The organism is Paenibacillus lignilyticus (assembly GCF_017942085.1).
Classification (GTDB): Bacteria; Bacillota; Bacilli; order Paenibacillales; family Paenibacillaceae; genus Paenibacillus_Z; species Paenibacillus_Z lignilyticus.
Genome location: NZ_JAGKSP010000006.1, coordinates 264,724 through 290,657 on the forward strand (window position 1 = coordinate 264,724; position 25,934 = coordinate 290,657).

General features: G+C 50.1%; 34 protein-coding genes. 33 read left to right on the forward strand and 1 reads right to left on the reverse strand.

Going from position 1 to position 25,934, the window contains the following annotated elements; all coding sequences use genetic code 11:
* The first annotated feature begins 120 nt into the window (after nucleotides 1–120).
* From I8J30_RS17105 to I8J30_RS17115, 3 genes are read left to right on the forward strand one after another with little or no spacing between them, the layout of a single operon-like run.
* Nucleotides 121–714 (forward strand): CPBP family intramembrane glutamic endopeptidase, encoded by a 594-nt coding sequence (locus I8J30_RS17105; RefSeq protein WP_091219073.1) that lies wholly within the window; start codon nucleotides 121–123, stop codon nucleotides 712–714.
* On the forward strand, nucleotides 711–947 hold the full coding sequence (locus tag I8J30_RS17110) for a hypothetical protein (protein ID WP_210659748.1): 237 nt from the start codon (nucleotides 711–713) through the stop codon (nucleotides 945–947). The genes I8J30_RS17105 and I8J30_RS17110 overlap by 4 nt, the downstream gene beginning before the upstream one ends.
* A gap of 45 nt (nucleotides 948–992) precedes the next feature.
* Entirely contained in the window at nucleotides 993–1,862 is an 870-nt protein-coding gene (locus tag I8J30_RS17115; protein ID WP_210659750.1) for a metallophosphoesterase, read from the forward strand.
* Here I8J30_RS17115 and I8J30_RS17120 read toward each other — a convergent pair.
* Entirely contained in the window at nucleotides 1,819–2,826 is a 1,008-nt protein-coding gene (locus I8J30_RS17120; protein WP_210659752.1) for a polysaccharide deacetylase family protein, read from the reverse strand. The genes I8J30_RS17115 and I8J30_RS17120 overlap by 44 nt on opposite strands.
* Before the next feature lie 179 nt (nucleotides 2,827–3,005).
* Here I8J30_RS17120 and I8J30_RS17125 point away from each other — a divergent pair, with 179 nt between their 5' ends.
* From I8J30_RS17125 to I8J30_RS17270, 30 genes are all read left to right on the forward strand, one after another.
* Nucleotides 3,006–3,326 (forward strand): hypothetical protein, encoded by a 321-nt coding sequence (locus I8J30_RS17125; protein WP_210659755.1) that lies wholly within the window; start codon nucleotides 3,006–3,008, stop codon nucleotides 3,324–3,326.
* Nucleotides 3,327–3,685: 359 nt separating this feature from the next.
* Entirely contained in the window at nucleotides 3,686–4,291 is a 606-nt protein-coding gene (locus I8J30_RS17130) for a genetic competence negative regulator (protein WP_091219062.1), read from the forward strand.
* A gap of 161 nt (nucleotides 4,292–4,452) precedes the next feature.
* A complete protein-coding gene (locus tag I8J30_RS17135) occupies nucleotides 4,453–5,694 on the forward strand; it encodes a Glu/Leu/Phe/Val family dehydrogenase (RefSeq protein WP_210660065.1) in 1,242 nt (413 codons plus the stop codon).
* Nucleotides 5,695–5,766: 72 nt separating this feature from the next.
* Complete coding sequence (gene prsW / locus I8J30_RS17140; protein WP_091219060.1) at nucleotides 5,767–6,465, forward strand: glutamic-type intramembrane protease PrsW; 699 nt, start codon at nucleotides 5,767–5,769, stop codon at nucleotides 6,463–6,465.
* 50 nt (nucleotides 6,466–6,515) lie between these two features.
* Nucleotides 6,516–6,674, forward strand: coding sequence for a hypothetical protein (locus tag I8J30_RS17145; protein ID WP_177245831.1), 159 nt, complete (start codon nucleotides 6,516–6,518; stop codon nucleotides 6,672–6,674).
* A 101-nt stretch (nucleotides 6,675–6,775) separates the two neighbouring features.
* Complete coding sequence (gene ypeB / locus I8J30_RS17150) at nucleotides 6,776–8,110, forward strand: germination protein YpeB (protein ID WP_210659756.1); 1,335 nt, start codon at nucleotides 6,776–6,778, stop codon at nucleotides 8,108–8,110.
* A gap of 107 nt (nucleotides 8,111–8,217) precedes the next feature.
* Nucleotides 8,218–8,871: a flagellar brake protein gene (locus I8J30_RS17155; protein WP_210659759.1), complete on the forward strand. Its 654-nt coding sequence runs from the start codon at nucleotides 8,218–8,220 to the stop codon at nucleotides 8,869–8,871.
* 97 nt (nucleotides 8,872–8,968) lie between these two features.
* A complete protein-coding gene (locus I8J30_RS17160; protein ID WP_210659761.1) occupies nucleotides 8,969–9,145 on the forward strand; it encodes a hypothetical protein in 177 nt (58 codons plus the stop codon).
* A 139-nt stretch (nucleotides 9,146–9,284) separates the two neighbouring features.
* On the forward strand, nucleotides 9,285–9,980 hold the full coding sequence (cmk, locus tag I8J30_RS17165; RefSeq protein ID WP_210660073.1) for a (d)CMP kinase: 696 nt from the start codon (nucleotides 9,285–9,287) through the stop codon (nucleotides 9,978–9,980).
* 3 nt (nucleotides 9,981–9,983) lie between these two features.
* Nucleotides 9,984–10,562 carry a lysophospholipid acyltransferase family protein gene (locus I8J30_RS17170; protein WP_210659763.1) on the forward strand — a complete coding sequence of 193 codons (579 nt, stop codon included), beginning with the start codon at nucleotides 9,984–9,986 and terminating at the stop codon, nucleotides 10,560–10,562.
* Between the two features lie 109 nt (nucleotides 10,563–10,671).
* Entirely contained in the window at nucleotides 10,672–11,919 is a 1,248-nt protein-coding gene (rpsA, locus tag I8J30_RS17175) for a 30S ribosomal protein S1 (protein ID WP_210659772.1), read from the forward strand.
* Between the two features lie 143 nt (nucleotides 11,920–12,062).
* Nucleotides 12,063–12,695 (forward strand): YphA family membrane protein, encoded by a 633-nt coding sequence (locus tag I8J30_RS17180; RefSeq protein ID WP_210659774.1) that lies wholly within the window; start codon nucleotides 12,063–12,065, stop codon nucleotides 12,693–12,695.
* 3 nt (nucleotides 12,696–12,698) lie between these two features.
* Nucleotides 12,699–13,637 carry a YIEGIA family protein gene (locus tag I8J30_RS17185; RefSeq protein ID WP_210659776.1) on the forward strand — a complete coding sequence of 313 codons (939 nt, stop codon included), beginning with the start codon at nucleotides 12,699–12,701 and terminating at the stop codon, nucleotides 13,635–13,637.
* Nucleotides 13,630–13,815 (forward strand): capping complex subunit for YIEGIA, encoded by a 186-nt coding sequence (locus I8J30_RS17190; protein ID WP_091219041.1) that lies wholly within the window; start codon nucleotides 13,630–13,632, stop codon nucleotides 13,813–13,815. The genes I8J30_RS17185 and I8J30_RS17190 overlap by 8 nt, the downstream gene beginning before the upstream one ends.
* Nucleotides 13,816–13,954: 139 nt before the next feature.
* Nucleotides 13,955–15,277, forward strand: a complete 1,323-nt coding sequence (gene der / locus I8J30_RS17195) for a ribosome biogenesis GTPase Der (RefSeq protein ID WP_091219037.1) — start codon at nucleotides 13,955–13,957, stop codon at nucleotides 15,275–15,277.
* A gap of 79 nt (nucleotides 15,278–15,356) precedes the next feature.
* Nucleotides 15,357–15,956, forward strand: a complete 600-nt coding sequence (gene plsY / locus I8J30_RS17200) for a glycerol-3-phosphate 1-O-acyltransferase PlsY (RefSeq protein ID WP_210660075.1) — start codon at nucleotides 15,357–15,359, stop codon at nucleotides 15,954–15,956.
* A gap of 12 nt (nucleotides 15,957–15,968) precedes the next feature.
* Entirely contained in the window at nucleotides 15,969–16,991 is a 1,023-nt protein-coding gene (locus tag I8J30_RS17205) for an NAD(P)H-dependent glycerol-3-phosphate dehydrogenase (RefSeq protein ID WP_210659778.1), read from the forward strand.
* A 119-nt stretch (nucleotides 16,992–17,110) separates the two neighbouring features.
* Complete coding sequence (locus tag I8J30_RS17210; RefSeq protein WP_091219033.1) at nucleotides 17,111–17,392, forward strand: stage VI sporulation protein F; 282 nt, start codon at nucleotides 17,111–17,113, stop codon at nucleotides 17,390–17,392.
* 178 nt (nucleotides 17,393–17,570) lie between these two features.
* Nucleotides 17,571–17,750 carry a DUF2768 family protein gene (locus tag I8J30_RS17215; RefSeq protein WP_091219030.1) on the forward strand — a complete coding sequence of 60 codons (180 nt, stop codon included), beginning with the start codon at nucleotides 17,571–17,573 and terminating at the stop codon, nucleotides 17,748–17,750.
* A gap of 52 nt (nucleotides 17,751–17,802) precedes the next feature.
* Nucleotides 17,803–18,099 carry a 2Fe-2S iron-sulfur cluster-binding protein gene (locus tag I8J30_RS17220; protein ID WP_210659780.1) on the forward strand — a complete coding sequence of 99 codons (297 nt, stop codon included), beginning with the start codon at nucleotides 17,803–17,805 and terminating at the stop codon, nucleotides 18,097–18,099.
* A complete protein-coding gene (locus I8J30_RS17225; RefSeq protein ID WP_210659782.1) occupies nucleotides 18,099–18,698 on the forward strand; it encodes a hypothetical protein in 600 nt (199 codons plus the stop codon). Before I8J30_RS17220 ends, I8J30_RS17225 begins: the two co-directional genes overlap by 1 nt.
* A 38-nt stretch (nucleotides 18,699–18,736) precedes the next feature.
* On the forward strand, nucleotides 18,737–19,084 hold the full coding sequence (locus tag I8J30_RS17230) for a 2Fe-2S iron-sulfur cluster-binding protein (RefSeq protein ID WP_091219021.1): 348 nt from the start codon (nucleotides 18,737–18,739) through the stop codon (nucleotides 19,082–19,084).
* Between the two features lie 15 nt (nucleotides 19,085–19,099).
* The gene (locus I8J30_RS17235; protein ID WP_210659784.1) at nucleotides 19,100–19,831 is read left to right on the forward strand and encodes a hypothetical protein; all 732 of its coding nucleotides are present in this window, start codon (nucleotides 19,100–19,102) and stop codon (nucleotides 19,829–19,831) included.
* Between the two features lie 338 nt (nucleotides 19,832–20,169).
* A complete protein-coding gene (gene spoIVA, locus I8J30_RS17240) occupies nucleotides 20,170–21,648 on the forward strand; it encodes a stage IV sporulation protein A (RefSeq protein ID WP_091219015.1) in 1,479 nt (492 codons plus the stop codon).
* Nucleotides 21,649–21,934: 286 nt separating this feature from the next.
* Nucleotides 21,935–22,210 carry an HU family DNA-binding protein gene (locus I8J30_RS17245; protein ID WP_090976740.1) on the forward strand — a complete coding sequence of 92 codons (276 nt, stop codon included), beginning with the start codon at nucleotides 21,935–21,937 and terminating at the stop codon, nucleotides 22,208–22,210.
* A gap of 261 nt (nucleotides 22,211–22,471) precedes the next feature.
* Nucleotides 22,472–22,693 (forward strand): trp RNA-binding attenuation protein MtrB, encoded by a 222-nt coding sequence (gene mtrB / locus I8J30_RS17250; protein WP_091219013.1) that lies wholly within the window; start codon nucleotides 22,472–22,474, stop codon nucleotides 22,691–22,693.
* A gap of 81 nt (nucleotides 22,694–22,774) precedes the next feature.
* A complete protein-coding gene (locus I8J30_RS17255) occupies nucleotides 22,775–23,308 on the forward strand; it encodes a hypothetical protein (RefSeq protein WP_210659786.1) in 534 nt (177 codons plus the stop codon).
* Nucleotides 23,309–23,450: 142 nt separating this feature from the next.
* A complete protein-coding gene (locus I8J30_RS17260) occupies nucleotides 23,451–24,320 on the forward strand; it encodes a heptaprenyl diphosphate synthase component 1 (protein WP_210659795.1) in 870 nt (289 codons plus the stop codon).
* A gap of 10 nt (nucleotides 24,321–24,330) precedes the next feature.
* A complete protein-coding gene (locus tag I8J30_RS17265) occupies nucleotides 24,331–25,050 on the forward strand; it encodes a demethylmenaquinone methyltransferase (protein WP_091219005.1) in 720 nt (239 codons plus the stop codon).
* On the forward strand, nucleotides 25,047–25,922 hold the full coding sequence (locus tag I8J30_RS17270) for a UbiA-like polyprenyltransferase (protein WP_210659797.1): 876 nt from the start codon (nucleotides 25,047–25,049) through the stop codon (nucleotides 25,920–25,922). Before I8J30_RS17265 ends, I8J30_RS17270 begins: the two co-directional genes overlap by 4 nt.
* Nucleotides 25,923–25,934: the final 12 nt, after the last annotated feature.

Here is a 25,934-nt window from a genome sequence, read left to right on the forward strand (position 1 = left end):
ATAAGGCTTTCACTTGATTGTTTGTCGAATTCTGGGACTTGATTAGATCGTCCTACTAGTATAGGGGAAAACCTTTGAAAAGGAAATATGAACCTTTCATAGTGTAGCAGGGAGCTGGATATGAAAAAATTCGACATTCGCAGATTGAAGATCAAACCGGTGAGCATCGATCAGATTGATGACCGGATGCTTCTCATAAATTTGTATGCCACGCAAGCGATTACCTTAGTTATCGGTTTCATTTGGCTATTATTTCAGCATCGAAATCCATTTTTATTATTTGTTTTGCCGGAAGGGCTTAAATTTCTCTATTTCGGCGCCGGATTGGCAGCCGCGGTCATCGCGCTTGATTTCCTTTCGGCCCGATTTGTACCGGATGAAGCCAATGATGACGGCGGTGTCAATGATCGCATTTTTAAACACCGTGCGATTTGGCATGTGGTGGTGTTGTCCCTAATCGTTTCGATTTGTGAGGAAACGCTGTTCCGCGGTGCTATTCAGCATCAATTCGGACCCTATTGGACAAGCATCATTTTCGCAACCATTCATGTCCGGTATTTGAAGCATTGGATTCCGACAGGGCTTGTATTTGCCATCAGCTATGCGTTAGGCTGGATCTATATCCAAACCGACACTCTATGGGCGCCTATATTAGCACACTTTCTAATCGATATGATTATGGGCTTCGTAATCCGTTTCCGGAGGGAAGAATGAGCAGAGTTCAGAAATTTGGCAGCAGGAAATCGTCTTCCGCGATTGCCGCGAAGAAACAGGCCGAACAGGCTGCTTCCGAGGTAGCTGCAGGCAGCGAGGTACCGTTTCCTTCCAGAAGGAAAACACATCCTTCCAATAAACAGCAGATGGCTGGCTTGTTTTACAAAATCCTTATTTTTCTATTCGTGCTCTTATTAGTAGGACTACTTCTTTGGGGCAAGCAGTTTGATTAGTCGGATTGGCGGCTAGATCCTGGGAGAGGGCGGTGCTTCGTTTCCATGACCATTTGGTTTTTGGCGGCGGCGGCAGCCATGGCGCTGTTTGTCGCTGTATTAGTCAGGACATCGTATCAATATAAATTGGATCAACAGACGGTGACATTGGACCGGCTGCCCTTGTCATTTGACGGAACGACCTTGCTCCTTATCACAGATATTCATAGAAGACGTATTTCGGATGAAGTGATTGAGGGTCTTGCAGCCAGCGGTGGAGCGGATTTGGTGCTGATTGGCGGTGATCTGAGGGAGCGGAGAGTGCCGCTGGCCAGGTCTCGAAGCAATATCAAGCAATTGTCGCGGATTGCGCCGGTCTATATGGTTTACGGCAATCATGATTACGACGAGGATATGAGGCCGCTTGAGGTCATGCTGACCGAGGAGCGGGTACGCCTGCTAATCAATGAAGCAGTCGTGTTGGAGCAAAGAGACGGCAGCCGCATTCGGCTGGCTGGCGTGGATGATCCGCGCTTGGAGCGCGATCGACTGGATGTGGCCTTAAGCGAGCCGGCAGCGGCCGATGGCAGCCAGCACCTGTTTACGATCGTTCTGGCACATGATCCGATCCTTATCGACCGTATGAGTGCGCAGCAGAGGGAGGAAGTGGATTTGGTCCTCTCCGGCCATACTCACGGCGGTCAGATTGCACTGCCATACTTCGGACCCGTTTTGCGCGGATCCGAGGATTCCGGTTACTGGCGCGGCTGGTTCGATTTCACCGCACAACAAATAACCGGAGCCAGCAGAGGACCCCGGTTGTTTGTCAGCTGCGGATTCGGCACTTCCCGATTGCCGATTCGGTTGCTGGCGCCTGCTCAATATCACCGTATTACTTTGCGGTCTGCGTCTGTTCCTCCAGCCCTAAGTCAATAGTCGCGGGATCGATGAAGCCGTAGCCTTTGCTCTCAAGCTTAGTGAGCAGCGTATCGAGTGCTTCCGTTGTCCAAGGCAGCTCATGCATCAAGATATTCACGCCTGGGTGAAGCTGCTCGAGCACGTTGGCGATGACTTTGTCCGGTTTATCCTTCGTGCTGCTATCCCAGTCGAGCGAACCGTTTGACCAAGTCATATAGAGCATGCCATGATCGCGAACAAGGCCTTTTACATAATCATTGCCGTTGCCAAAGGGAGGGCGGAAGAACTGCGGCTCGGTGCCGACGACCTCCTTCACGATTTGCTGCACATCCTCGATCTGTTTCTTCACCGAAGCTTGCGATTCTTTCTTCAAATCGATATGATCCCAAGAATGATTGCCGATCGTTTGCCCCCGATCGGCTATTTTTTTGAGCAATTCCGGGTGTTTCTTCACCCGATAGCCGTTCACGAAGAAGATCGCTTTCGCTTTATGCTTATCGAGCGTGTCGAGCAGGGCGCTGACCATTTTGTCTTCCTTTGGGCCGTCATCGAAGGTCAGCAGCACCACCTTGTTGCTCGTAGTCGCTTTATCGATCGGGACGAAGCTGTAAACCTTATTCATTTTATAAAGCTTCTTGACCGGTTGAGGATCTGTAGTGGCATTAGAATCCGGCTCAGGTGCCGTTGTGTTCTCCGAAGGGGTTGTCGTTGCATTCGTTCCCTTGTCGTCCGCAGGCTGATTGTTTTTGTCCGGATCGTTTTGTCCGTCGGTCGTTGTTCCGTTCCCTGTTGATGAATCGGTGGCACTGTTTGCCGCGTCCGGCGCAGGCTCCTTCACTGTCGATGATCCATTGTTCGCTGCATTGCCCGCTGGAGTTGAATTCGTGCTGCCGGACCGGTTTCCGTTGCTGCTGCATCCGGATGTAACCAGCAGGGCCATCATAATGACGATGGAGATGAGGTGAGATTTACGAATCGGCATGCTGTCGTCCTCCTATGGCCTTCGAGTTGATTTCGCCAAAAAACAATGCACTTATTGTATCATATTTCGAAATTGAACCGAACTTTACTACTTCCTTAATTTGTGCAGGGATGACCTCAGCTCGCCCTAGGCAAACTAATCGCGAGTCGTAAGCAGCATTCAGCATAGGAGGATTGCCAATGAAATTGTCCGGTTTTCTGATTGGAGGACTTGCCGGTATGGCAGCGGCGGCTTATATAGCGAAGAAGAGGCCCGGCATGTTTGCCTGGGCGAGCAGCGCTGCAGGCACTGCCGTTAACGGAATGACGAAGAGGGCGATGGGCGCAGTCATCAGTCGCAAATTTTGCGGAGACATGGTGCAGCATGCAGCCCCAAAGCATTCAGACGCTTCCGCAAAAGGGTCCGGCAACGCTTGGGGACAGATTGAGCTGCTGCTCAACAGCGACCCCGGCGTCAAAGAGCAGGTTGATCAAATAAAAGCAGAAGCGAAACCTCACTAAAGGCGATAGAAGAAGAAGCGGTTGTCACCATCCACATAAGGTGCCGGGAGTTTCTTCGCTTAAGCCGTTTAGAAATTTGTAGTCAAATTGTTATAAATTCTATACGGACAAAAAGAATCGTTTTGCCGTTCAATTGCGTATTACCAATTGGCGGCGGGACGATTCTTTTTTTTTGCGTCTGTAGTGCATTCCACCCACAGACATGCTAACATAGCAACATAAACACATTTTAATCACCCAAATAACTGCTGCTTCATACGCTATGTATAACAGATACTATCCGCGTTCAATGTGCTTTCGAAGACGGTTTTTGCTCCGAGAATACGAAGCAGATACTACTCGAGAAGGAGGATCCTATCATGAAAATCGAACGGCTCAATCAAGACAAAATACGAATATTCCTGACGTTCGACGACTTGCTGGAACGGGGGATCCAGAAGGAAGACATGTGGCGCGAAATTCCAAAGGTGCACGAGCTGTTCAGTGAAATGATGGACCAAGCATACAGCGAGCTCGGCTTTGACGCCAGCGGACCGCTCGCCGTCGAAGTGTTTGCACTTCCTGCCCAAGGTATGGTCGTCATCGTGACACGAGGCAAAGTGAACGGGAAGTCAGAGGATCATATTCAAGAGGACGACAATGAGGAAGACGTTTACGAGATGGAAGTAACGCTCGAGCAAAGTGACATTGTGCTATACGCGTTCCGAGACATCGAGGATGTCATTTCAGTTTGTAAGCAGCTTAAGAGCGCTGAACTGATTGAGGATGGACGTCTTTATGCCTACAACGGCAAATATATGCTGGCCTTTGAGCCAGTCGGCATTGAGCTTCCGCGCTACCACGCCATTATTGCGCTGCTGGCTGAGTACGGAGAGGCGACTTCCATTACGACCGCCATTCTCGAGGAATACGGCAAAGTAATCGTCCCAGCCAAAGCCGTCAATGAAATTTGCACTCATTTCTAAAGCGTACCATCTTAGAGAAGCATCAGCTTACGGCATATTCCGTAGGTCTGGTGCTTTTTGTTTGTTTCAGCCCGTGCGCGCGAACGTAAGTTCACCGCATAGCCGATTCGGTTACCGCTCATATTACAAAGGAAAAGGTGGTGAACATTCCTTTGAATGGAATGGAGAACAGCAATGTACTGACTTCGACGCAAACCGTGATTGAAGATGCGCTGAGGAAGCTTGGTTACGGTGATGATATGATTGCCTTATTGAAGGAGCCCATGAGGCTTCTGACGGTTCGCATACCGGTTCGGATGGATGATGGCAAAACAAAGGTGTTCGTCGGCTACAGGGCACAGCATAACGATGCGGTAGGGCCGACGAAGGGCGGAGTCCGCTTTCATCCGGATGTAAACGAAATCGAAGTGAAGGCGCTATCCATTTGGATGAGCATTAAATGCGGCATCGCCGATTTGCCTTATGGCGGCGGCAAAGGCGGTATTATTTGCGATCCGAGAAAAATGTCATTCCGCGAACTGGAGCGTCTTAGCCGCGGATATGTCCGGTCGATCAGTCAAATTGTCGGACCGACGAAAGATATTCCTGCGCCGGATGTGATGACCAATTCGCAAATTATGGCCTGGATGATGGACGAATACAGCCGTATTCGCGAATTTGATTCGCCCGGCTTTATTACCGGAAAACCGCTTGTTCTTGGAGGATCGCTTGGCCGTGAGAGTGCCACAGCCAGAGGTGTGGCGATCATGATTGACGAAGCGATGGCAAAGAAAGGGATCGCGCTTAAAGGAGCTCGCGTCGTTATCCAAGGCTTTGGTAATGCAGGAAGCTATCTGGCTAAATTCATGTTTGAAGCCGGAGCGAAGGTTGTGGGTATTTCCGATGTCCACGCTGCGTTGTATAATGATCAAGGACTCGACATCGAAGATTTAATGGACCGCCGCGATTCGTTCGGTACGGTCACGAATTTGTTCAAAGATACGATCAGCAACGAGGAGTTGCTCGCAATCGATTGCGATGTTCTGGTGCCTGCCGCAATCGAGAACCAAATAACGGCAAGCAACGCGAACCAAATTCGTGCTAAAATCATTGTAGAGGCCGCTAACGGTCCAACTACGCTCGAAGCGACAAAGATGATAACGGATCGCGGCATTCTGCTCGTGCCTGATGTACTGGCAAGCGCCGGCGGCGTTATTGTGTCTTACTTCGAATGGGTACAGAACAATCAGGGCTATTATTGGTCTGAAGCCGAAGTTGATTCTAAGCTGCGCGATATGATGGTCCGCGGCTTTAATAGTGTATATGAACTGCATAAGCTTAAGAAAGTGGATATGAGGCTCGCTGCTTACATGGTGGGCGTCCGCAAAATGGCAGAGGCCGTCCGCCTGAGGGGGTGGGTGTAGCCGATTGCCGATCAAACGAGCTTTGCCTGTAACCTGCAGGGAAAGCTCGTCTCTCGGAAGGTGACTTCATCGATGCTGCTCTTTTCCATACTGACAGCGGCGGTTGCTCCGGGCATCTCGCTGCTGACTTACTTCTATTTGAAGGACCGCTATGACGCGGAACCGATTCACATGGTTGTCCGTGTATTCCTGCTCGGTGTATTAATCGTCCTGCCGATCATGGTCATCCAGCGCGGCTTGCTGCTATGGCTTGGGGACGGTCCGATATTGTTCTCGTTTACGGTATCCGCAGGCGTCGAAGAGCTTCTGAAATGGTTTGTCTTGTATCATATTATTTTCAACCATACCGAGTTCGACGAGCCTTACGATGGGATCGTTTACGCAGTGGCCATTTCGCTTGGCTTTGCAACGGTGGAGAATGTGCTCTACGCTGTTTTCCAGCCTGCATCAGTCGGTTCCCTGCTCATTCGCGCATTGCTGCCGGTTTCCGGTCATGCCCTGTTTGGCGTAACGATGGGCTACTATGTGGGCAAAGCCAAATTTGCCAATGAAGCGAAGAAGAAACGCAATTTTCTCCTGCTGGCTGCTGCGGTTCCGCTCGCGGAGCATGGCGTGTATGACTATATTATGGGCTCCGGCAGTACCTACTGGGTTTGGTTTATCGTCCCGCTGATGGGTTATTTGTGGATTAAAGGCGTGCGGAAGATGAATCGCGCCAATGCCCGATCGCCGTTTCGCATGCTGGGTCATGAGGAGGAGATTAAGCTTTAGCATTTCCGTCTATAATAGGAAAAAAGCTGCATCTTACTCAGGAGGATACGATGATTTCGGCTCGTGTAAAGGTAACCATTCGCTGCAATTTATGCGGTGAGAAATTTGTCCTGCGCGGACGCAGGGAAAAAGACAAGATCGATACCGGGTTCAAACAGTGCCTATGCAACAATATCAACGATTTTGACGTCGAAGAGATCGCATTGTAGGAACAGCCATGTAAGCAAAATCATACCAATAACATGCATAAAGCTCCTTTCCGCAAACCAAACTAACACCAGGTTTTGCATACGAAAGGAGCTTTTGCTATATGTACCGTCGTTTGAGCGCAGTGCTGTTTCCGGTGATGACACTGTTTTTTATCGGCTCTATCTATTGGGGCTATCAAGAGCATCAAGAGAAAAACTCGATCCTGATTAAGGCAGAGAATCAGTATCAGCGTGCCTTCCACGATCTGACCTACCATGTAGAGCAGCTCCATCGCGAGCTCGGAAACACGCTTGCCGTGAATAGCACGTCGCAGGGCTTCCATCGCAAGGGGCTCGTCAACGTATGGCGGCTGACCAGCGAAGCGCAGAACGAAATTAACCAGCTGCCGCTGACGCTGCTCCCATTCAACAAGACGGAAGAGTTTTTGTCGAAAATCGCGAATTTCTCGTACAAAACTTCTGTTCGTGACTTAACGAAGCAGCCGCTCAGCCCGGATGAATATAAAACGTTAAAAACGTTATATTCCGATTCGGAATATATTTCAAAGTCGCTCTTCGGCGTGCAGGATAAAGTCATCGCGAACAATTTGCGCTGGATGGATGTTGAGGTTGCGCTCGCATCCGAGAAGTCGACGCTTGACAATACGATTATCGACGGCTTCAAAACCGTAGACAAGAAGGTCGCCGAATACCCGGAAATCAACTGGGGTCCTTCGGTGGCTAGTATGTATCAGAAACGTTCGATTAAGATGCTGGGGGGCAAACTGGCCACACCGGAAGACATCAAGAAGCTGGCAGCCAAGTTCCTGAAGCTGGACAATCCTAATGACATCAAGGTGGTGGAGAACGGGAAAGGAACGGAGTACTCGTCTTATTCGGCCACCTATAAAGGGAATAAAGCCGACAATCCAATCGAGCTGGATTATTCGCAGAAAGGCGCTCAATTGATCTGGTTTGAGAATCCGCGCGATATCGGGAAGCCGATCGTCAGCATTGGCGACGCGAGGAAGAAGGCAGATGAATTCTTGTCCCGCCACGGCTATCCGAAGATGAAAGCCATTACGTATGACCGCTCTGATTCGATGGCTGTCTTTACATTCGTAACCAATCAGAACGGAGTATTGATTTACCCGGATAAACTGACCGTTAAGATCGCGCTTGATAACGGGGATGCGGTTGCCCTGCAAGCATCCGACTTTGTGTACGAGCATCACAAACGGAAACTGCCTAAGCCGAAGCTGATGAGCGCTGATGCCAGAGCCGCGCTTAACCCGGACTTCAAGGTGCAGAAGGAACAGATGGCCATCATCGATAATGACATGGGCGATGAAGTGCTCTGTTACGAGTTCGTAGGCAAAATCAATGGCGGTGTTTATAAGATTTATATAAATGCGGACAGCGGCATTGAGGAATCGATCGAGCAATTACCCGAATAAATAAGGGAAGACGTGCACCCCGTGCACGTCTTTTCCTGTTATCCCACCTCTCCTCAAATTTCGACATGCTGTGGTATAATCGAACTATTAGGGGAGGGGAAGCTAGTATGCTGCCAAAAGTTAATCAGTTTCTATTTTTGCATGTAGCTTCGTCCGATGAAGAAGAGGCCGCAATCGAGTATAAATCCAGAATCGCGGACAGTGATAACGATGAATTGCTTATTGATATTCCGCTTGTTGAAGGCACGGGAAAATATAAAAGGCTGTTTCTCGGGGACGAGCTCTCCGCGCATTTCATTTCCGAAGACGGCGTGAAGAACTATTTCAATACTCATGTACTGGGTTTCAAAGAAGACGGCGTGAAATTGATCCGGATTCGCAAGCCTGAACCGGAATCGATAACGAAAGTGCAGCGCCGTAATTTTCTGCGCGTTGCCGCTGAACTGGAAATTGCCATTCAGCTGTCAGCTAATATTAGATTTATCGGGATGACCGACGATGTCGGCGGCGGCGGGATTTCATTCCTTGTCGATGGCAAATGGCCGATGAAGCAGGGGACGAACTTGGAGTGCTGGCTGCTGCTTGCTTATCGCAACGGCTCGGTCGATCATTCCCATTTCAAAGCGGAGATTGTCCGCGTAAAGTCGCTTGAGTCGGGACGCAATCAAGTGATGGCGAAATTTTCGAGCATTCTCGACAGCGAACGCCAGCGTATCATCCGCTATTGCTTTGAACGTCAGCTGGATTTCCGCAAAAGATAGTCAAGCAATTAACCTTGTTCCAACGATTGGTGCATAAGGAATGACAACGTGGAAAAACTACCCTTATCCAAGCCATATCGGAATAGGGGGTGCCTCCATGGTAAAGAAATCGCAGAAAGACTACTTGTCCGTTTCGGATGAGGTTACGCGCGTGCTGATTATTATTTTTTTTCTGCTGATTGCCGCAGTCGTAATCAGTCAGCTTGCACTGCAAATTCCGGCAGTTCGGCTATGGGTAACAGGCGTCGATCGACTGGAAGGAACCCCCTTCTAGTAGGTCTTTCGTTCTTTGCACTTCATGGGCTGCTGTGGTATAATTCTCACTATCGCAGGCAGAGCCTGCTTTTTTAATGGCGATAAGAGCAACATAGCAGCCGCTTACGACTTTCAAGGAGGGTTTACACCGCTTGGACATGGATGGGGGAAACAACGGCGGCCGCATTAACGTAGCAATCGACGGCCCTGCAGGAGCCGGCAAAAGCACCGTCGCTCGAAGAGTCGCTGAACAGCTAGGGTACATATACATTGATACAGGAGCGATGTATCGGGCGGTCGCACTCGCTGCGAACCGTGCGGGAGTTTTGCCAAGCGATGCGGACAGGCTGGCGGAACTCGTGAAGACAGTGGACATTACACTGGAACCGGGAGCCGATGGTCAGATTGTGCGGCTCGGCGGTGAGAACATCACAACCGACATACGTTCAAGAGAAGTAACGCTTAAGGTTTCGGAAATCGCTTCACATGAAGCCGTTCGGTTGCGTCTTGTCGAGATGCAGCGGAAACTGGCCGAAGCGAAAGGTGTCGTTATGGATGGCCGCGATATCGGTACGCATGTACTGCCCGGGGCTGAAGTAAAGGTGTTTCTAGTCGCGAGCGTTCAAGTTCGCGCGCTGCGCCGATACCAGGAGCTATCTGAAGGTGAGCTTGTGCCGCTTGAGCAATTGGAGCAAGAAATTGCGGATCGCGACCGAAGCGACGAAAGCAGAGAGTTCTCTCCGCTTGTTCGTGCAAAGGATGCAGAGGTTCTCGACAGCACAGAACTGACGATTGACCAAGTCGTCGCACATATTCTAGACTTATGCCGAACCAAAACGGCGGAGGCGAAGTAAACTATGGTATATAACATTTGCCGAAGCTTGCTGCGAATCATCTATGCCGTACTATTCCGGTTCGAAGCAACCGGTTTAGAGAACATTCCGTCCGCAGGACCTGTCGTGCTTTGCTGTAATCATATCAGCTTGCTTGATCCTACAACGGTAGGCACGAAGGTGAACCGTAAAGTTCATTACATGGCCAAAGCGGAATTGTTCGAGGTACCATTGCTCGGGCCGTTTATTCGGACGCTTGGTGCATTCCCCGTGAAGCGGGGAGGCGTCAGCAAGGATGCTATTCGCAATGCCATCAACTTGCTGAAAGAAGGCAATGTGATGGGGATTTTTCCGGAGGGTACCCGCAATGCAGGCGATAACAGCGCAGGCAAGAAGGGTGCTGCCATGATTGCGCTTCGAAGCGGAGCCGTAGTCATTCCGGTCGCCATTATCGGAAAGTACCGATTATTCCGTAAGATGCGCATTAAGTATGGCAAGCCCATTGATATGACGGCCTTTATTCAGGATTCATCTTCCGATGTGCTCGAGCGAGTAACAGATACCATAATGGCGAATATTCGTATGATGGCGAAGCAAGGGTAATTATTATTGTTTTTTTTACATGTTTTAGACGGTGGGCCTGCGAGAGTGTTTCATTCTGAGGCTGCACGTTTAAATAAAGTTGGGGTATGATCTGAGGAGGTAATTTTAAATGTCAGAAGAAACAAAAGTACAAGAAACCGCAGCAGCGGAAGTAAGTCAAGATGCGATGGACAATTTCGTGTCCTTGAAAAAAGGGGACACTGTGAATGGTACGATCGTCAAAATTGAAGATAACCAAGTGTTCGTAAGCCTTGGATATAAATATGACGGCGTTATTCCCCTTCGTGAGCTTTCATCGGTTCAACTTGAAAATGCGCAAAACGCAGTTCAAGTCGGCCAAGAAGTACAATTGAAAGTCGTCAGCATTGACGATGAGAAAGAAAAGCTTGTTCTCTCCAAGAAAGTGATTGACGGCGAGAAAGCATGGGATGGTCTTCAAGCTCGCTTCGATTCCGGCGAAGTATTCGAAATTACGGTTGCAGACGTCGTTAAAGGCGGCTTGGTTGCTGACGTTGGCGTTCGCGGTTTCATCCCTGCTTCCATGGTAGAGCGTCATTTCGTTGAAGATTTCAGCGATTACAAAGGTCGCACGCTTCGCGTTAAAGTGAAAGAAATCGATCGCGAGAACAACAAAGTAATCCTGTCCGCGAAAGAAGTACTGGACGCTGAGTTTGAGCAAAACAAACAAGCTGTTATCGGCAACCTGCAAGTAGGCCAAGAGCTTGACGGCACAGTTCAACGTTTGACTCCGTTCGGCGCATTCGTTGATATCGGCGGCATCGATGGCTTGGTTCACGTATCCGAGCTTTCCTGGCAGCACGTAGCTCATCCGAAGGATGTCGTTACTGAAGGTCAATCCGTTCGCGTTAAAGTACTTAAAGTGGATCCAGCCGCTGGCAAAATCAGCCTGAGCATCAAAGCTGCTCAACCGGGTCCATGGGAAGCGACTAACGGTCAATTCAACGTAGGCGACATCGTAACAGGTACGGTACGCCGTATCGTTAGCTTTGGCGTATTCGTTGAAATCGCACCGGGCGTTGAAGGTCTTGTACACATTTCGCAGCTTGCACACCGTCACGTAGCAACTCCGAACGAAGTTGTGAAAGAAGGCCAAGAAGTGAAAGCGAAAATTCTTGACTTCAACCCAGCTGAGAAACGCGTTTCCCTCAGCATCAAAGAAACAGAAGAAGCTCCTGAGCAAGCGCCTGATCAGAAGAGAGAGCGCAGCGACCGTGGAGAGCGTGCACCTCGCGCACCTAAAGTCGAGCTTAACAATCCTAACGTCAGCCTAAGCAACGAAAGCATGAGCTTCACGCTTGCTGAACGTTTCGGCGACAAGCTGAGCAAATTGAAATAATTGTAATTACGATGTAATAAGAGCCTGTTACTCTGCACAGTTGTGCATGGTAACAGGCTTTTTTCGTTTGCCTTAATCAGGTCCGGCTGGATTAGGTTCACTCTCCTAAGCGCATAATATAGGCCATAAAGAGGTGAAGCACTGTGAATGATGGGTTTATTGCGTTCTGGCTGCTGTCGATGGCATTCATTCTTTACGCGACAGGCTGGAAAGAGCAAGTTGCGGAAGGGATGTCGTCCCGGATGCTTGGTTTATTTATTTTGGGTGCTTTATTGCTTCATGTCGCTGAACTCACTATACGGGATAGCATTCTGCTTACGGGCAGTGCCGCTCTCGCGATAGCTGTGGCTATTTTTCAATTGGTAAGAATCCGTTATTTCGGAAGCATGTTGTTCGTCTTCTTCTCGGCGCTGCTTACCGGATTTATGTGGATGTGGGTGCGCTATATTTATGGCATGGATCCGGTGTTCATCGCCTTGAATCCGGCATGGGATGGTCCGCTGCTCGCGGGCTTGTTCGCAGGCTTGTTGGCAGATCGGTTCCGCAGTCAATTTGTAATTGCCGTGTTTGCAGCCGTCTTATCTCAGCTCGATCTGCTGATCAGCCCGTTAGTGATTACGAAACAAATGATGATCGGCTCCCCGGCGTGGTGGGACGGCTTAGTCATTGCACTTACTGCAGCGCGGGTAACCGGCAACGCGAAGAACTGGTTGAAGCAGAAAGCCGTCCGTTTTGTCGAAGGTCGAGCAGGTGAAGAACGAGGGGGGAACTTATAGTTCATGTGGGATCAACTATGGACACAGCTGAAAGCAGGACAGCCGCATCATGTGCTGTATGGCATTATGCTTGGCGTCGCGATTGGAGTAATCGCCAGATTATTAATGCTGCGGACGGACTATCGGCAATACCCGACTTATCCCCACGGCAGAATCATTCACATTTCGCTTGGCGTCATTGCAGCTGCATTAGGTGCGGTTGCCGTTCCGGCGCTATACAAGAAGGATTTCACGGCTATTACTTTTCTGACATTGGCTGCGCAGCAATTCCGGGATGTTCGCAAGATGGAACGGGAGACCTTGGATAAAATAGACAGTATGGAGCTCGTCCCTCGCGGTTCGACCTATATTGAAGGTATAGCGATGGTCTTTGAGGGCCGCAATTACCTTGTGATTTTATCTGCCCTGTTGACCAGTCTCGCTTCATTGGCGCTGGGTCTGCCGTTTGGCTTAGGGATGGGGCTTCTGTCGCTGCTGCTTGTATATACGCTGAAATCCGGCAAGGCGGTATCCCATATTGCCAAAGCCGAAATTGCTGAAGTCAAAGTGGATGGCCCCGATTTATTCGTCGGCGATATCTACATCATGAATGTGGGACTAACGTCGAATCAGGAGCTGATTGCCGAACGCGGCCTGGGCATTATTTTGACGCCGTACAACCCGAATGGGAAAGCGACGTTGAGCAATCTCGGACAAAGACAAGCGATCTTGTTTGATTTATCAACCATTCTGGGCGTGTACCGCGATGACGGCGAACCTGCGCTCGTTCCAATGGCGAAGCTCGATATGAGAGATGGAAGGCTGGCGATATTTCTGATTCCTCAGGAGAAGGATGCGACGAAGGCAAAGATTATCGTGGAGAAGGTACCGATTCTGGAATCAGCGGTGCGTATGCCGACAGAAGCGAGTGTGAACAAGGAGAAGGGAGAACAGCATGGCTAAAATTGTGGCAATCGTGACGATGCAGCATGAGCAGGTGGGAGGCGGGGCTCCGATCTTCGTGGAACCAGATATTGCGAAACGAGAATCGACCGCTTTTCTACTCGAAAAGATATTGGATGCGAGCGTACACGATTTGAAGAACGGTTGTTTCATACTGGTAGATCATCACCGAGAATGAAATGTTAGCCAATCCGGCTGTTTTTTGCTATGATGGTAGGCGTGAGTATTTGAGTATGCCCCTCTATTACTTGTTATGCACGCCCCGTATTACCAAATTAGTCGGCGCTAAGCCGGTTCATTATTGAGGAGTGAAAGATGTGTCTAAACCCATTATTGCCATAGTAGGTCGGCCTAATGTGGGGAAGTCTACGATATTTAACCGCGTTATCGGCGATCGGTTAGCCATTGTAGAAGACAAGCCTGGTGTAACTCGTGACCGTTTGTACGGTACGGGAGAATGGAATGGTCGTGCTTTCAGTATCGTGGATACTGGCGGTATCGAAATTGACGGTGAAGATGAAATCATGAAGTCCGTCCGCATGCAAGCGGAACTGGCTGTTGAAGAAGCTGACGTCATCATTTTCATGGTAGATGCCAAAACCGGGCTGACCCATGCCGACGACGAGGTTGCGCAAATGCTGCTTCGTTCACGCAAACCCATTGTGGTTGCGGTTAATAAAGTCGATAATTTAAATCGGCGCGATGATATTTACGAATTCTACAACCTGGGCTTCGGAGATCCGATTGCGATCTCGGGCTCGCACGGAATGGGAATCGGCGATCTGCTGGATGCAGCCGTCGAGAAACTTCCCGAAATAGTCGAAGATGATTACGATGATGACGTTATTCGGGTTGCGTTGATTGGACGGCCGAATGTGGGCAAGTCCTCACTTGTAAATGCACTTCTTGGAGAAGAACGCGTTATTGTCAGCAACGTTGCAGGCACAACTCGTGACGCGATCGATACGCCTTTTGAGCGCGATGGGCAGAAGTACGTGTTAATCGATACGGCGGGTATGCGCAAACGCGGCAAGGTCTACGAGTCGACTGAGAAATACAGCGTAATGCGCGCGCTTAAAGCGATTGAACGCGCAGACGTGGTGCTCGTGCTGATCAATGGCGAGGAAGGGATCATTGAACAGGACAAACATATTGCAGGTTACGCGCATGAAGCGGGTAAAGCTTCGATCTTTGTCGTGAACAAGTGGGATGCTGTCGAGAAAGACGACAAAACGATGCAGCATTTCGAACGGGATATCCGCGATCATTTCCTGTTTATGACGTATGCACCGGTTATCTTCTTGTCCGCATTGACGAAGCAACGGCTGCATAAGCTGCTGCCTGTCGTCTGTCATGTGTCGGAGCAGCATGCGCTTCGCATTCAAACTCACTTGCTTAACGATGTGGTATCGGATGCAATCGCGATTAATCCGCCGCCGACCGACAAGGGCAGACGTCTTCGGATTAACTATGTGACGCAGGTTGCGGTTAAACCGCCGACGATTGTCCTGTTTGCGAACGATCCGGACATGATGCACTTCTCGTACGAGCGTTACCTTGAGAACAAAATCAGGGCAGCCTTCCAGTTCGAAGGTACGCCTGTACGTATTTTCACCAGAAAGAAATCCGACGAAGATTAAGATTACATGCTGCTGCTCGATTCTGGTGTCTCTGTTTATCGGGGCACCAGTTTCCTTATCTGAAGAAAGAGGCGAAATTATCGTGTTCACCATACTTGCGGTACTCATCAGTTATTTGCTAGGTTCGCTTTCATTTAGTATTTTGATTGCCAAATGGGTAAAAGGCATTGATATCCGCAATTTCGGCAGCGGTAATGCCGGTGCAACCAACACGCTGCGCGTGCTCGGTAAAGGACCGGGAATCGCTGTGTTTCTGCTTGATATTGCCAAAGGAGTCGTAGCGGTGCTGCTGGGCCTTTATATGGCCGGCGGCGACTGGGGACCTGTGCTATGCGGTCTAGCGGCGATTGCCGGACATAACTGGCCGGTGTGGTTTGGATTCAAGGGCGGCAAAGGCATAGCGACGACTGTCGGCGTTATGGCAACGCTGGCTATTATTCCGGCCCTGATTGCAGGTGCGGTGGCGATCATTTCAATTGCCATTACGCGCTTCGTTTCACTTGGATCGCTTATTTTTGCTGTGTTGATGCCAATCTTCATCTGGAATATTGGCGATAAGCCATTCACCTATGTGTGGGCAAGTCTGATCGTCTGCTTGCTGGCCTTCGTTCGTCACCGTACGAACATTGTGAAGCTGCTGCAGGGGAAAGAGAATAAGCTTGGAGCCAGAAAAGGGTAAGGAGGCAAGCACATGACGAAACGTAAAGCGGCGGTGCTCGTAAGCGGCAGCTGGGGTACAGCACTTGCGGCAGTCCTAGCTGATAATAATTATGAAGTTGCATTGTGGGCTCGCAGCGAGACGCAAGTCGATGAAATTAACACGCTACATACGAACAGCCGTTTCTTGAAGGATGCGGTATTGCCGCCTAACATTACGGCTACTACCGAGATGGGAACGGCCGTTACAGGCGCTGAAATCGTATTGTTCGTTGCGCCTTCCTCCGCGATGCGTGATGTCGCGAAGCTGGCTGCGCCTTACATTTCCGAGGATGCGATCTGCATCCATGCGACAAAGGGCTTTGAATCGGTCACCTACAAACGGATGACCACCGTGCTTCTGGAGGAATTGCCTATTTCGGCGGATCGACTGGTCGTGTTGTCAGGTCCGAGCCATGCCGAAGAGGTCGTTCGCAAGTTGCCGACAACCGTCGTCGTTGCATCCGCTAATGTGGAAGCGGCTGAGAAGGCACAGGATGCCTTCATTACTCCTTACTTCCGCGTTTATACCAATAAAGATGTCATCGGCGTCGAGGTTGCAGGTGCGATCAAGAACATCATAGCGCTCGGCGCAGGACTTACTGATGGATTGGGCTTCGGCGATAACGCTAAGGCAGCGCTGCTGACGCGCGGATTGGCCGAAATCAGTCGGCTCGGTAACGCAATGGGGGCGAATCCTCTTACGTTTGCCGGACTTGCGGGCGTTGGCGATCTGGTCGTGACTTGTACGAGTAAGCACAGCCGTAACTGGCGTGCAGGCTCCATGCTGGCGGAGGGCCTGTCTCTGGACGAAGTGTTAAGCCGCATGGGCATGGTGGTCGAAGGCGTGCGTACTACGAGTGCAGCTCGGGAGCTGGCTCATGAGTACGGCGTTGAAATGCCAATCACAGAGCAGCTGTTTGCGGTATTGTTCCAGAACAAATCGCCGCGCAGCGCCGTCGAGTCGCTCATGGGCAGAGGCCGTACGCACGAGACAGAAGACCTGCCGGGCGTTTAGTATGGAAGTTGTTTAGCCTACACCAATCCCGTCCTTCCTTCATATGATGCTAGCAGCAGCCTTCGGGGTTGCTCGCGAAGCGAGTTTTTACGATGTAAAAACTTGGAGGAGGGAAACTTTTGAGCGGAAAGAAAGATATCTCTAAAGATGTTCTGAGCGCTGTCAACAAAAAGACGGGCAAGCCGATTACCGAGAATGCGGTCAAGAAGCTAGCCAGCGGCGTTACTTCAGATACGATGCAAAGCGAAGAAGAGCTGCGCAAGCTGATCCAATCCGTCTCCGCCATGGCGAAGGTGCCCGTATCGGAAAAAACGATTAATGACATCGTCGGAGCCGTCAAGAAGAGCGGCATGAATATCAATAACATGGAAATGCTGATGAAGCTGATGCTCAAGAAGTAACAGTGAGGACTTAAGCAAAAAGCGCCCGGCATTGCAAGATTAGCGCCGGTTTTAGCTTTCGCTGAAGTCCTTTTCTTTTTGCACCAAATTCGGTTAATCGCGGCAATAGTAGCTGTTCAAACACGACAAGTGGTATAATAGAACGAATAATTGGTGCACAAGGTGGTTTGAGAACAAAATGGATCCAATGATGAAGATGTGGGTTTCATTCGTAGGTATCGGATTAATGGCAATTGCGGCGGTTTTGATATCGCTGGCTAGATTTAAGACGAAAGGCGTGCTTCGGATGCTGTTATCCATGACAGCCTTTTTATTTCTGGTTATCGGCGGGTTTCTCGGTCTGATCTCCATTTCATAACAGATAACGAATAGACGAACTCAGATATGGAGTGGAAAAGGAGTAACGAACGATGCTGGAATTGAAGGGACGCTCTAAAAGTGCGACGGTCTATCCTTTACAGGGGATGTCGCTGCTCGATATGGCCATGAAGCATGATATCGATTGGGCTTTCTCATGTTCCCGGGGGACATGCGCAAGATGCCGCTGCCAGATTGAAGAAGGCGCGGAGTTTCTTGAGGAAGTCACCGATGCGGAATGGGATCGACTTGAGCCAAGCGAGCTGGAGGAAGGCTATCGCCTCGGCTGCCAGGCAATCATCAAGAAGAATGCGGGCACGATTAAAGCTGTAAACCGGCCGTACTTCTGATGGAAAGACGTGAGCGTATGCAAGCTGCTGAGCCGTTCTACCGCGCACTTGAGATCATTGCAAGGGAAACCGCTCCTACAGGAGCGAAATGGCTGATCGGCGGCAGTGCAGGGCTGCTGCTGCGAGGGCTGGAGCTTAGTGATCCGCCCCGGGACCTGGATCTGTATGCGGATGATGCGGCTGCGGCTGCACTTCATAAAGCGCTGCTCCCCTACGCTGTGGATGAGCAGCATGAAAGTGTGAGTCCGATCTATCGATCGGTGCTCAGCCATTACCTGATTGAAGGTATTCAGGTCGAATTAGTCGGCGGGTTTGTTGTATCTGCCGGAGAGGATCGTTATGCGGTTGAAGTTGAGAAGGTTCTTGCTTCACTGCAAACGACAGTCGCAATAGGTGCCTATCAACTGGGCATCGTGCCGCTGGCGCATGAGCTGTGGTTTAATGTTCTGCGTGAGCGGGAGGATCGCATACGGCTCATAGTTCCACCAATACGCGAAGAGCCGGCTTTACACATGGAGGCTGTCGGAGTAATCGCCTCCGGAAATCGGCTTACCGGGAAGACGAAACAATATGTACAGCAACTGCTAGGGAATAGATAATAAGCATATTGAAGGAAGCGGGAAGCGAGGGATTCGCCATGAATGTTCAAGTTACATTCCTCCCTTCCGGACGCAGTGTAACGGTACGTGCCGGGACAACTGTCCTGGATGCTGCCAGACGTGCCGGAGTGCCCATTCGAACACGGTGTGACGGGAAAGCTGCATGTCTCATGTGTAAAGTAACAGCGCAGAACAGCTCCTCAGGACTGTCTCCGCTAAATGACAATGAGCGTTATAAGCTCGCAGGTCTAGACCGCTCGGGGACAAGGCTCGCCTGTCAGGCGAGAGTATTTGGCCGTGCCGTAGTCGAGGTTCCGGAAGATCCGTTTCGCGCAGCAGTCAGAAGACAAATGATGCGCCAAGCGGAAGACGATGAATTATGGTAGGGGGAAGTTAGTGTCATGAAAGGCTTGAGAAAAGCGGCTGCAGCTATGGTGCTTGCACTTATGGCTGCTTTGCTGTCCGGCTGTCTGTATCCCAAGGACCAAATGGGCCAATTTCAGAAGCCGCCAAAAGATGCAATACTAAACGTACAAACCGTTATCGATCAATTTCAGAAGGACACAGGCTTGCTCCCGATGCAGAACAGCACCGAAGCGACGCCGATCTACGAGAAATTCAAGGTCGATTTTGACAAATTGAAGCGAATGAATTACGTCTCAAGCATCCCGGAGACAGCTTATGAGCAGGGCGGAAGCTACTATTATCTCATCATTAACGAGGATACGGATCCTACCATTAAGCTTATGAATCTCGTTCTCTATCAACAAATGAACGATGTACAAGCTGCCGTGAAGTCGTTTGCGGATGCAAACAGCGGCAAACTTCCTGAAGGTGCAGCGCTCTACCCGGACTTTAAAGCGATCGATTTCGATGCGCTGGATCAAAAAGAGCCGGTACTTCACAGTATGTTTACGGGGGGCATTTTGACCCCGATGATGGATGAGAAAGGCAATGTTTATATTGACTACGGCACAGATATTATGCAGGCCGTTTCCAAGCTGGATAGCGCCAATAAGCCGGATGAACACGCGGATTTGCGCGCGCTCCTTGTAGATTCTTCAGATTTTGTACCTGTCAAATCCCCGGTATACCGTCTAGTCAACGGAGAGCCGCAGGCTGTTCTCAAATAACCCGTATCGACTTGCTTCACCTCAGCTCCTGTCCGCCCCGCGACAGGAGTTTTTTTGTCGTTCAGGCATAGCTTTGGTCTTTCTCTCATATATCTCAATCTTGGAAGGCCGGGAGCGGAGAAGCTCATCGAAATCGAAAGATTTCATGTTTGCAGTCGTCATAATCGGGCCATGGACGCAATAAGCTATTACTAGTCCAAAATCATGTACGAGTTGCGTCGCTTGTTTGCAACTGTGGCAGGCGGGTAGCGGCGAACCCTGACGACGAACAGCAGGAGGAAAGCAGCAGTAACGGTACGTCCATGTACAGGCGAAATACGATTGGGAGGGGATATTCAGTGGAGAAAGTGGACATTTTCAAGGACATTGCCGAACGAACCGGCGGGGATATTTACCTCGGCGTCGTTGGTGCAGTCCGCACAGGCAAATCAACCTTCATCAAGCGGTTCATGGAGACGGTTGTGCTGCCGAACATCACGAACGATGCCGATCGGGTGAGAGCTATCGATGAACTGCCGCAAAGCGCAGCAGGAAAGACGATTATGACAACGGAGCCTAAATTTGTGCCAAACCAAGCTGTCCAGCTTCGTGTGGCCGAGGGGCTCGACGTGAATGTCAGACTCGTTGATTGCGTTGGGTATGCGGTAGTTGGCGCGAAAGGCTACGAGGATGAGAATGGCCCCAGAATGATTACCACGCCGTGGTTCGAGGAGCCCATTCCATTCCAGGAAGCGGCCGAAATCGGAACGCGCAAAGTCATTCAAGAGCATTCCACGCTCGGTGTCGTCGTGACGACAGACGGTACGATTGCGGAAATTCCGCGCAGCTCGTATATCGAAGCCGAAGAACGCGTTGTGAATGAGCTCAAAGAGGTCGGTAAGCCGTTCGTCCTCATTGTGAACTCCACACGTCCGAAGAGCGACGAGGCGCTTGCGCTTCGCAGCGAGCTTCAGGCTAAGTATGACATCCCGGTCATTACGCTCAGCGTAGCCACGATGGGTGAAGAAGAAGTGATGTCGGTGCTTCGTGAAGTGCTCTATGAGTTCCCGGTACATGAAGTGAACGTTAATCTTCCTAGCTGGGTTATGGTACTGAACGATAATCACTGGCTGCGTAACAACTACGAGAATTCGGTTCGCGATACGGTCAAAGATATTCGCCGTCTGCGCGATGTGGACCGAGTCGTCTCGCAGTTTATGGAATACGAATTCATCGCTCGCGCCGGACTAAGCGGCATGAACATGGGGCAAGGGGTCGCTGAAATCGACTTGTATGCACCGGATGAATTGTATGACCAAATCCTGATGGAAGTCGTCGGCGTTGAAATCCGCGGCAAAGACCATCTGCTGCAGCTGATGCAGGAGTTCTCCCATGCGAAGCGGGAATATGACCGATTTGCAGAAGCGCTTGAAATGGTCAAAACGACCGGTTACGGCATTGCAGCGCCGACGCTGGCGGAGATGGCGCTCGATGAGCCTGAGCTCATCCGTCAAGGCTCCCGTTTCGGAGTCCGCTTGAAGGCGACCGCTCCTTCCATCCATATGATTCGCGTGGATGTGGAGTCCGAATTCGCGCCGATCATCGGTACCGAGAAACAAAGCGAGGAACTGGTCCGCTACTTAATGCAGGATTTCGAGAACGACCCGATCAAGATTTGGGAATCCGACATCTTCGGCCGCTCGCTCCATTCCATCGTAAGGGAAGGCATCCAAGGCAAAATTGCGATGATGCCGGACAATGCGCGCTATAAACTTCAGGAAACACTGGGCAGAATTATAAACGAAGGCTCAGGCGGACTGATTGCCATAATCTTGTAAGTCGTAAGAGACACGCGAACACAGCGTGTCTCTTTTTTGTCGTTTTCAAGGGGATTTCGAGGTCAAATGCGTGAAAAACCTAGAGTAATCCTCGGAAAAACTTGTGTAGCCTCTTGAAATTCTATAGTCAACTGTATTACTATAAATCTGTTCATGGTTCAGTATGCAGGATTTGCACATAACGGAATTTCTTTGCACCAAGGCCTGCAGGTATATTTTCTGGGGTTTCGGTAAAACAGAATGATAATGATGTGCTTATGAACTGCCGTCAGGGGAGGTGAAAGAAATGAACAAAACGGAACTGATTGCGAAAGTAGCCGAATTGACTGACCTTTCCAAGAAAGATGCTTCCAAAGCGGTTGATGCCGTTTTTGATGCCATCTCCGACTCGCTGCAAGGCGGGGATAAAGTGCAATTGGTGGGTTTCGGTAACTTCGAGGTGAAAAGCCGCGAAGCCCGTAAAGGTCGCAACCCGCAAACGGGTGAAGAGATCGACATCCCGGCAAGCAAAATCCCGTCTTTCAAAGCGGGTAAATCACTTAAAGATCTTGTCTCCAAATAAGAAACGGTTCAGACCGTTGATGACGTCCGGGTGCCAGCTGCACCCGGACGTTTTTCGTCTCTCAGAGCGGCTTTCGTTTCTATTGACAAGGAGAGTTAATTCCAGTAGACTTTTTCTTGCGGTTCTTGGGATTGCTTTGAATCGTAGGATCGAAGAACGTACATAACATGCCACAGCTGCTATCCTGAGCACGATGTTCGGGAGGCAGTTTTTTAACAGATACGGATTGTAGACCGAATGATCGAATAGGAGGCAGTATTCATGGAAGACAAGAATGGGGAATATATCGTCATTAAAGCGAAAGCCCAAGGCGTACAAGTCATCGGACTGACTCGCGGTCAAGATACAAAGTTTCATCACACCGAGAAGCTAGACAAAGGAGAAATCCTCATCTGCCAGTTTACGGACCATACGTCAGCGATCAAAATTCGCGGCAAAGCCACTGTACTGACCAAGTACGGTACCGTCGATACAGAGGATTAAACCGAAAAGCAGGCATAGCCTGCTTTTTTAGTTTGTACACTAGAGTAGCAGGACATTCTGTGCGCGAGAGGCGGATGGTAGATGTCGCATTACAAGAGACTACTCTATGCGTGTGCGGTAACAGCAGCTGTTACCGTTTTACTTTCTATACTTCCGTTAACGGATTCAAGAATGAAGCAAGCTAAAGGAGATATTTCTGTCTTTCATCCCGTACCGATCAAACGCTTGAGCGCAGGGGTGATCGTAGATTCCATGCTTGGACTTCATCTGGAATTGGACGTTAAACGGGTGGATTGGAAAGGTTCGGTGCTGTCGGTCGATTTATCTGCGGAGCATTATGGGAATGCTGTAGAGGAGTGGATGTCCGATTTGCAGCGCCTTTTGGAATTTGCGTTCGTACATACGGATAATGTGAGCCGTGTCTTGGTCCGATTCGTTACCCCCATGCAGCCGTTGAATGACGAGGAGATTCCCGTTAACAGACTGCTGGCCGCGGTCGATGTCAGGCGGAGCGATACTTGGCTGTCCACAGAACTGTCAAACTTAAGCGCCGCAGAGCCGTTTACGGACGAAATTTGGAGGCAGCGCCTGCGTTTGTCTATATCCCAGTTGTAGCGAAACGCGACACATAGTGCTATAATTATTTAGATTATTAACAGATGAATTCCCACGGCATTTATCTAATTCGGATGATTGGTTGAGGCAGCCTTCGGTTGAATCGGCAATCATCTAAGTTTTGTCCGGAGGCTAGGGCCAAATGAAACCATATAAAATACCTGAGATCGCAAAAAAGTACCTTGAATACGATATGATTCAAATGCATACCGAGCTGCCGGATTTTCCCGATTCGAGGATCAGGCTGCTCTTCGCTTTTTTGGCCAATCAACGCACGCCGCTGTTCCACAGTGAGCTCTATTCGCTTGTCACTGCCTTGGTACAGATGGGGATGGATACGCATGATCTCATCGATTCGGACAGCGGTCGCCTTCAGGAACGCGAGATGAGATCACGTCAGTTAAAGGTGCTCGCGGGCGATTACTACAGCAGCCGATTCTATCAGCTGTTGTCGCAAGCCGGTCAGGTGGATATGATTCGCCGGATCAGCAGCGGTGTATCCGAGGTCAATAAGCTCAAGGTAAACTTATACCTCCGAATGAAGCAGTTGAAGCTGACGGCCGAAGAGTATCTAAGCCACTGCATACAGCTGAAGACAGAGTTATTCCAAGCTTTCACGGACAGCATGGATGATAAGCTGACGCGTGCCTGGACGGAGCTGCTTCAAGGCTTCGGACGTTGCGAGGTCGTAATGGATGAGCTGATTCGCAGCGAGAAGCCAGAACGGTTCTGCGGCAGTTGGGCATACTGGCATGTGTGGAACAACGGAACCGATGAAGAGAAACGCAAATTATCCGATCTATCCACTGAGCCGTCTTATGCGCAGTCTTTGATCGCAAAATATGATATTCGCACACAATTGGCCGAGAAGCTGAAACAATCTGCTCTGCATGTACAATCGGTCGTTTCGTGTCTTGATTCCGATAAGCTCGTCCGCGAGTTGATGGGCATCGCAGAAACGTTTACGCGTCCTCTTGTACCTGCGGCATCGGCCCAAGGCGAGAGAAGGTAAGGTGACTACCATGCAATCCAAATCCAAGGAACAGCATGTGCATGCCGTATTTGAAAGCATTGCACCAACGTATGACCTCATGAATGATTTAATCAGCTTCCGTCGACATAAGGCGTGGAGAAAATTTACGATGCGCAAGATGGATGTAAAACCCGGCAATACCGCGATCGATTTATGCTGCGGCACTTGCGACTGGACCATTGCGTTAGCGAAGGCAAGTGAAAGCGGTGAAGTGGTAGGGCTTGATTTCAGCGCAGGCATGCTTGAAGTAGGGAAGAAGAAAGTGAAGAGCGAAGGGCTTGATCGTCAAATCTCGCTCGTGCAAGGCAATGCGATGGAGCTTCCATTCGAGGACAATCGTTTCGATTATGCAACAATCGGTTTCGGCCTTCGCAACGTTCCGGATCTGGAACAGGTGCTTCGCGAAATGATGCGCGTGGTGAAGCCCGGCGGGCAAGTGGTTTGTCTGGAAATGTCCAAGCCCACCTGGCAGCCGTTCAAAGCGATCTATTATTTCTACTTCGAGAAAATCATGCCCGCGATCGGAAAAATGGTCGCCAAGCGGTACGAGCAGTACAAGTGGCTGCCGGAATCGCTTAAAGCATTTCCGGACTCGAAGCAGCTTGCGGCGAAATACCGTGAAATCGGCCTACAAAATGTTCGCGTATTTCCGTTAGCAGGCGGTGTCGCAGCATTACACATGGGGACGAAGGGAACGGACAACAGATGATTCGCAAATTTCGCATAATTTTAGAAATGATTAAGTTTGAACATACCATTTTCGCATTGCCGTTTGCTTTCATGGGTGCACTGCTCGGTGCGATTATCATGGAGGATCGGCTGCCGGAATGGAGCGAGATCGGCTGGATCATTCTGGCGATGGTCGGTGCCAGAAGCGCGGCAATGGGGCTGAACCGCGTCATTGACCGTGTTATCGATGCCAAGAACCCGCGCACCGCGAAACGGGCGATCCCGGCAGGTCTGCTGCGTGCGGGCGAAGTCGGCTTGTTCATCGCGGTGTCCTTTATTGTGTTATTCATTGCTGCTTCGCAGCTGGATCCAATATGTATGAAGCTGATGCCGATTGCGGTATTCATGCTTGTGCTCTATTCCTATACAAAACGTTTTACATGGCTTTGCCATGTCGTGCTCGGACTGACAATCGGTCTGGCGCCGCTTGGCGGATGGGTTGCAATCGCGGGACATTTCGAGCTGTCGGCTTGGGTGCTCTATGCAACGGTCGCTTGCTGGCTGGCCGGCTTTGATATTATTTATGCTTGCCAAGATTTCGAGTTTGACCGCAAGGAAGGCGTATATTCGATTCCCGCGCGGTTCGGTATGGCCGGTGCATTGCAGTTATCGCGCGGGTTTCATCTGTTGACGAGTATCGGATTCATTTCATTATATTGGTTAACCCCGCTTAGCTGGCTCTATCTGATTGGCGCCATTATCTCGGTTGGCATGCTCTGCTACGAACATATCCTCGTCAAACCGAATGATATGAGCCGTGTGCAAACTGCCTTCTTTACCATGAACGGAACACTGAGCGTTGTATTGTTTATAAGTGCGTTGCTCGATTTGGTGGTGCTTCACAAGTGGTAGAGCAAGCTTCCG

What these genes read in the sequence shown, in the direction of transcription:
- I8J30_RS17105 (WP_091219073.1), top strand. Translation starts at nt 121, where the DNA reads ATGAAAAAATTCGACATTCGCAGATTGAAGATCAAACCGGTGAGCATC.
- I8J30_RS17110 (WP_210659748.1), top strand. Translation starts at nt 711, where the DNA reads ATGAGCAGAGTTCAGAAATTTGGCAGCAGGAAATCGTCTTCCGCGATT.
- I8J30_RS17115 (WP_210659750.1), top strand. Translation starts at nt 993, where the DNA reads ATGACCATTTGGTTTTTGGCGGCGGCGGCAGCCATGGCGCTGTTTGTC.
- I8J30_RS17120 (WP_210659752.1), bottom strand. Translation starts at nt 2,826, where the DNA reads ATGCCGATTCGTAAATCTCACCTCATCTCCATCGTCATTATGATGGCC.
- I8J30_RS17125 (WP_210659755.1), top strand. Translation starts at nt 3,006, where the DNA reads ATGAAATTGTCCGGTTTTCTGATTGGAGGACTTGCCGGTATGGCAGCG.
- I8J30_RS17130 (WP_091219062.1), top strand. Translation starts at nt 3,686, where the DNA reads ATGAAAATCGAACGGCTCAATCAAGACAAAATACGAATATTCCTGACG.
- I8J30_RS17135 (WP_210660065.1), top strand. Translation starts at nt 4,453, where the DNA reads ATGGAGAACAGCAATGTACTGACTTCGACGCAAACCGTGATTGAAGAT.
- prsW (WP_091219060.1), top strand. Translation starts at nt 5,767, where the DNA reads ATGCTGCTCTTTTCCATACTGACAGCGGCGGTTGCTCCGGGCATCTCG.
- I8J30_RS17145 (WP_177245831.1), top strand. Translation starts at nt 6,516, where the DNA reads ATGATTTCGGCTCGTGTAAAGGTAACCATTCGCTGCAATTTATGCGGT.
- ypeB (WP_210659756.1), top strand. Translation starts at nt 6,776, where the DNA reads ATGTACCGTCGTTTGAGCGCAGTGCTGTTTCCGGTGATGACACTGTTT.
- I8J30_RS17155 (WP_210659759.1), top strand. Translation starts at nt 8,218, where the DNA reads ATGCTGCCAAAAGTTAATCAGTTTCTATTTTTGCATGTAGCTTCGTCC.
- I8J30_RS17160 (WP_210659761.1), top strand. Translation starts at nt 8,969, where the DNA reads ATGGTAAAGAAATCGCAGAAAGACTACTTGTCCGTTTCGGATGAGGTT.
- cmk (WP_210660073.1), top strand. Translation starts at nt 9,285, where the DNA reads ATGGATGGGGGAAACAACGGCGGCCGCATTAACGTAGCAATCGACGGC.
- I8J30_RS17170 (WP_210659763.1), top strand. Translation starts at nt 9,984, where the DNA reads ATGGTATATAACATTTGCCGAAGCTTGCTGCGAATCATCTATGCCGTA.
- rpsA (WP_210659772.1), top strand. Translation starts at nt 10,672, where the DNA reads ATGTCAGAAGAAACAAAAGTACAAGAAACCGCAGCAGCGGAAGTAAGT.
- I8J30_RS17185 (WP_210659776.1), top strand. Translation starts at nt 12,699, where the DNA reads ATGTGGGATCAACTATGGACACAGCTGAAAGCAGGACAGCCGCATCAT.
- I8J30_RS17190 (WP_091219041.1), top strand. Translation starts at nt 13,630, where the DNA reads ATGGCTAAAATTGTGGCAATCGTGACGATGCAGCATGAGCAGGTGGGA.
- I8J30_RS17205 (WP_210659778.1), top strand. Translation starts at nt 15,969, where the DNA reads ATGACGAAACGTAAAGCGGCGGTGCTCGTAAGCGGCAGCTGGGGTACA.
- I8J30_RS17215 (WP_091219030.1), top strand. Translation starts at nt 17,571, where the DNA reads ATGGATCCAATGATGAAGATGTGGGTTTCATTCGTAGGTATCGGATTA.
- I8J30_RS17220 (WP_210659780.1), top strand. Translation starts at nt 17,803, where the DNA reads ATGCTGGAATTGAAGGGACGCTCTAAAAGTGCGACGGTCTATCCTTTA.
- I8J30_RS17225 (WP_210659782.1), top strand. Translation starts at nt 18,099, where the DNA reads ATGGAAAGACGTGAGCGTATGCAAGCTGCTGAGCCGTTCTACCGCGCA.
- I8J30_RS17230 (WP_091219021.1), top strand. Translation starts at nt 18,737, where the DNA reads ATGAATGTTCAAGTTACATTCCTCCCTTCCGGACGCAGTGTAACGGTA.
- I8J30_RS17235 (WP_210659784.1), top strand. Translation starts at nt 19,100, where the DNA reads ATGAAAGGCTTGAGAAAAGCGGCTGCAGCTATGGTGCTTGCACTTATG.
- I8J30_RS17245 (WP_090976740.1), top strand. Translation starts at nt 21,935, where the DNA reads ATGAACAAAACGGAACTGATTGCGAAAGTAGCCGAATTGACTGACCTT.
- mtrB (WP_091219013.1), top strand. Translation starts at nt 22,472, where the DNA reads ATGGAAGACAAGAATGGGGAATATATCGTCATTAAAGCGAAAGCCCAA.
- I8J30_RS17255 (WP_210659786.1), top strand. Translation starts at nt 22,775, where the DNA reads ATGTCGCATTACAAGAGACTACTCTATGCGTGTGCGGTAACAGCAGCT.
- I8J30_RS17260 (WP_210659795.1), top strand. Translation starts at nt 23,451, where the DNA reads ATGAAACCATATAAAATACCTGAGATCGCAAAAAAGTACCTTGAATAC.
- I8J30_RS17265 (WP_091219005.1), top strand. Translation starts at nt 24,331, where the DNA reads ATGCAATCCAAATCCAAGGAACAGCATGTGCATGCCGTATTTGAAAGC.
- I8J30_RS17270 (WP_210659797.1), top strand. Translation starts at nt 25,047, where the DNA reads ATGATTCGCAAATTTCGCATAATTTTAGAAATGATTAAGTTTGAACAT.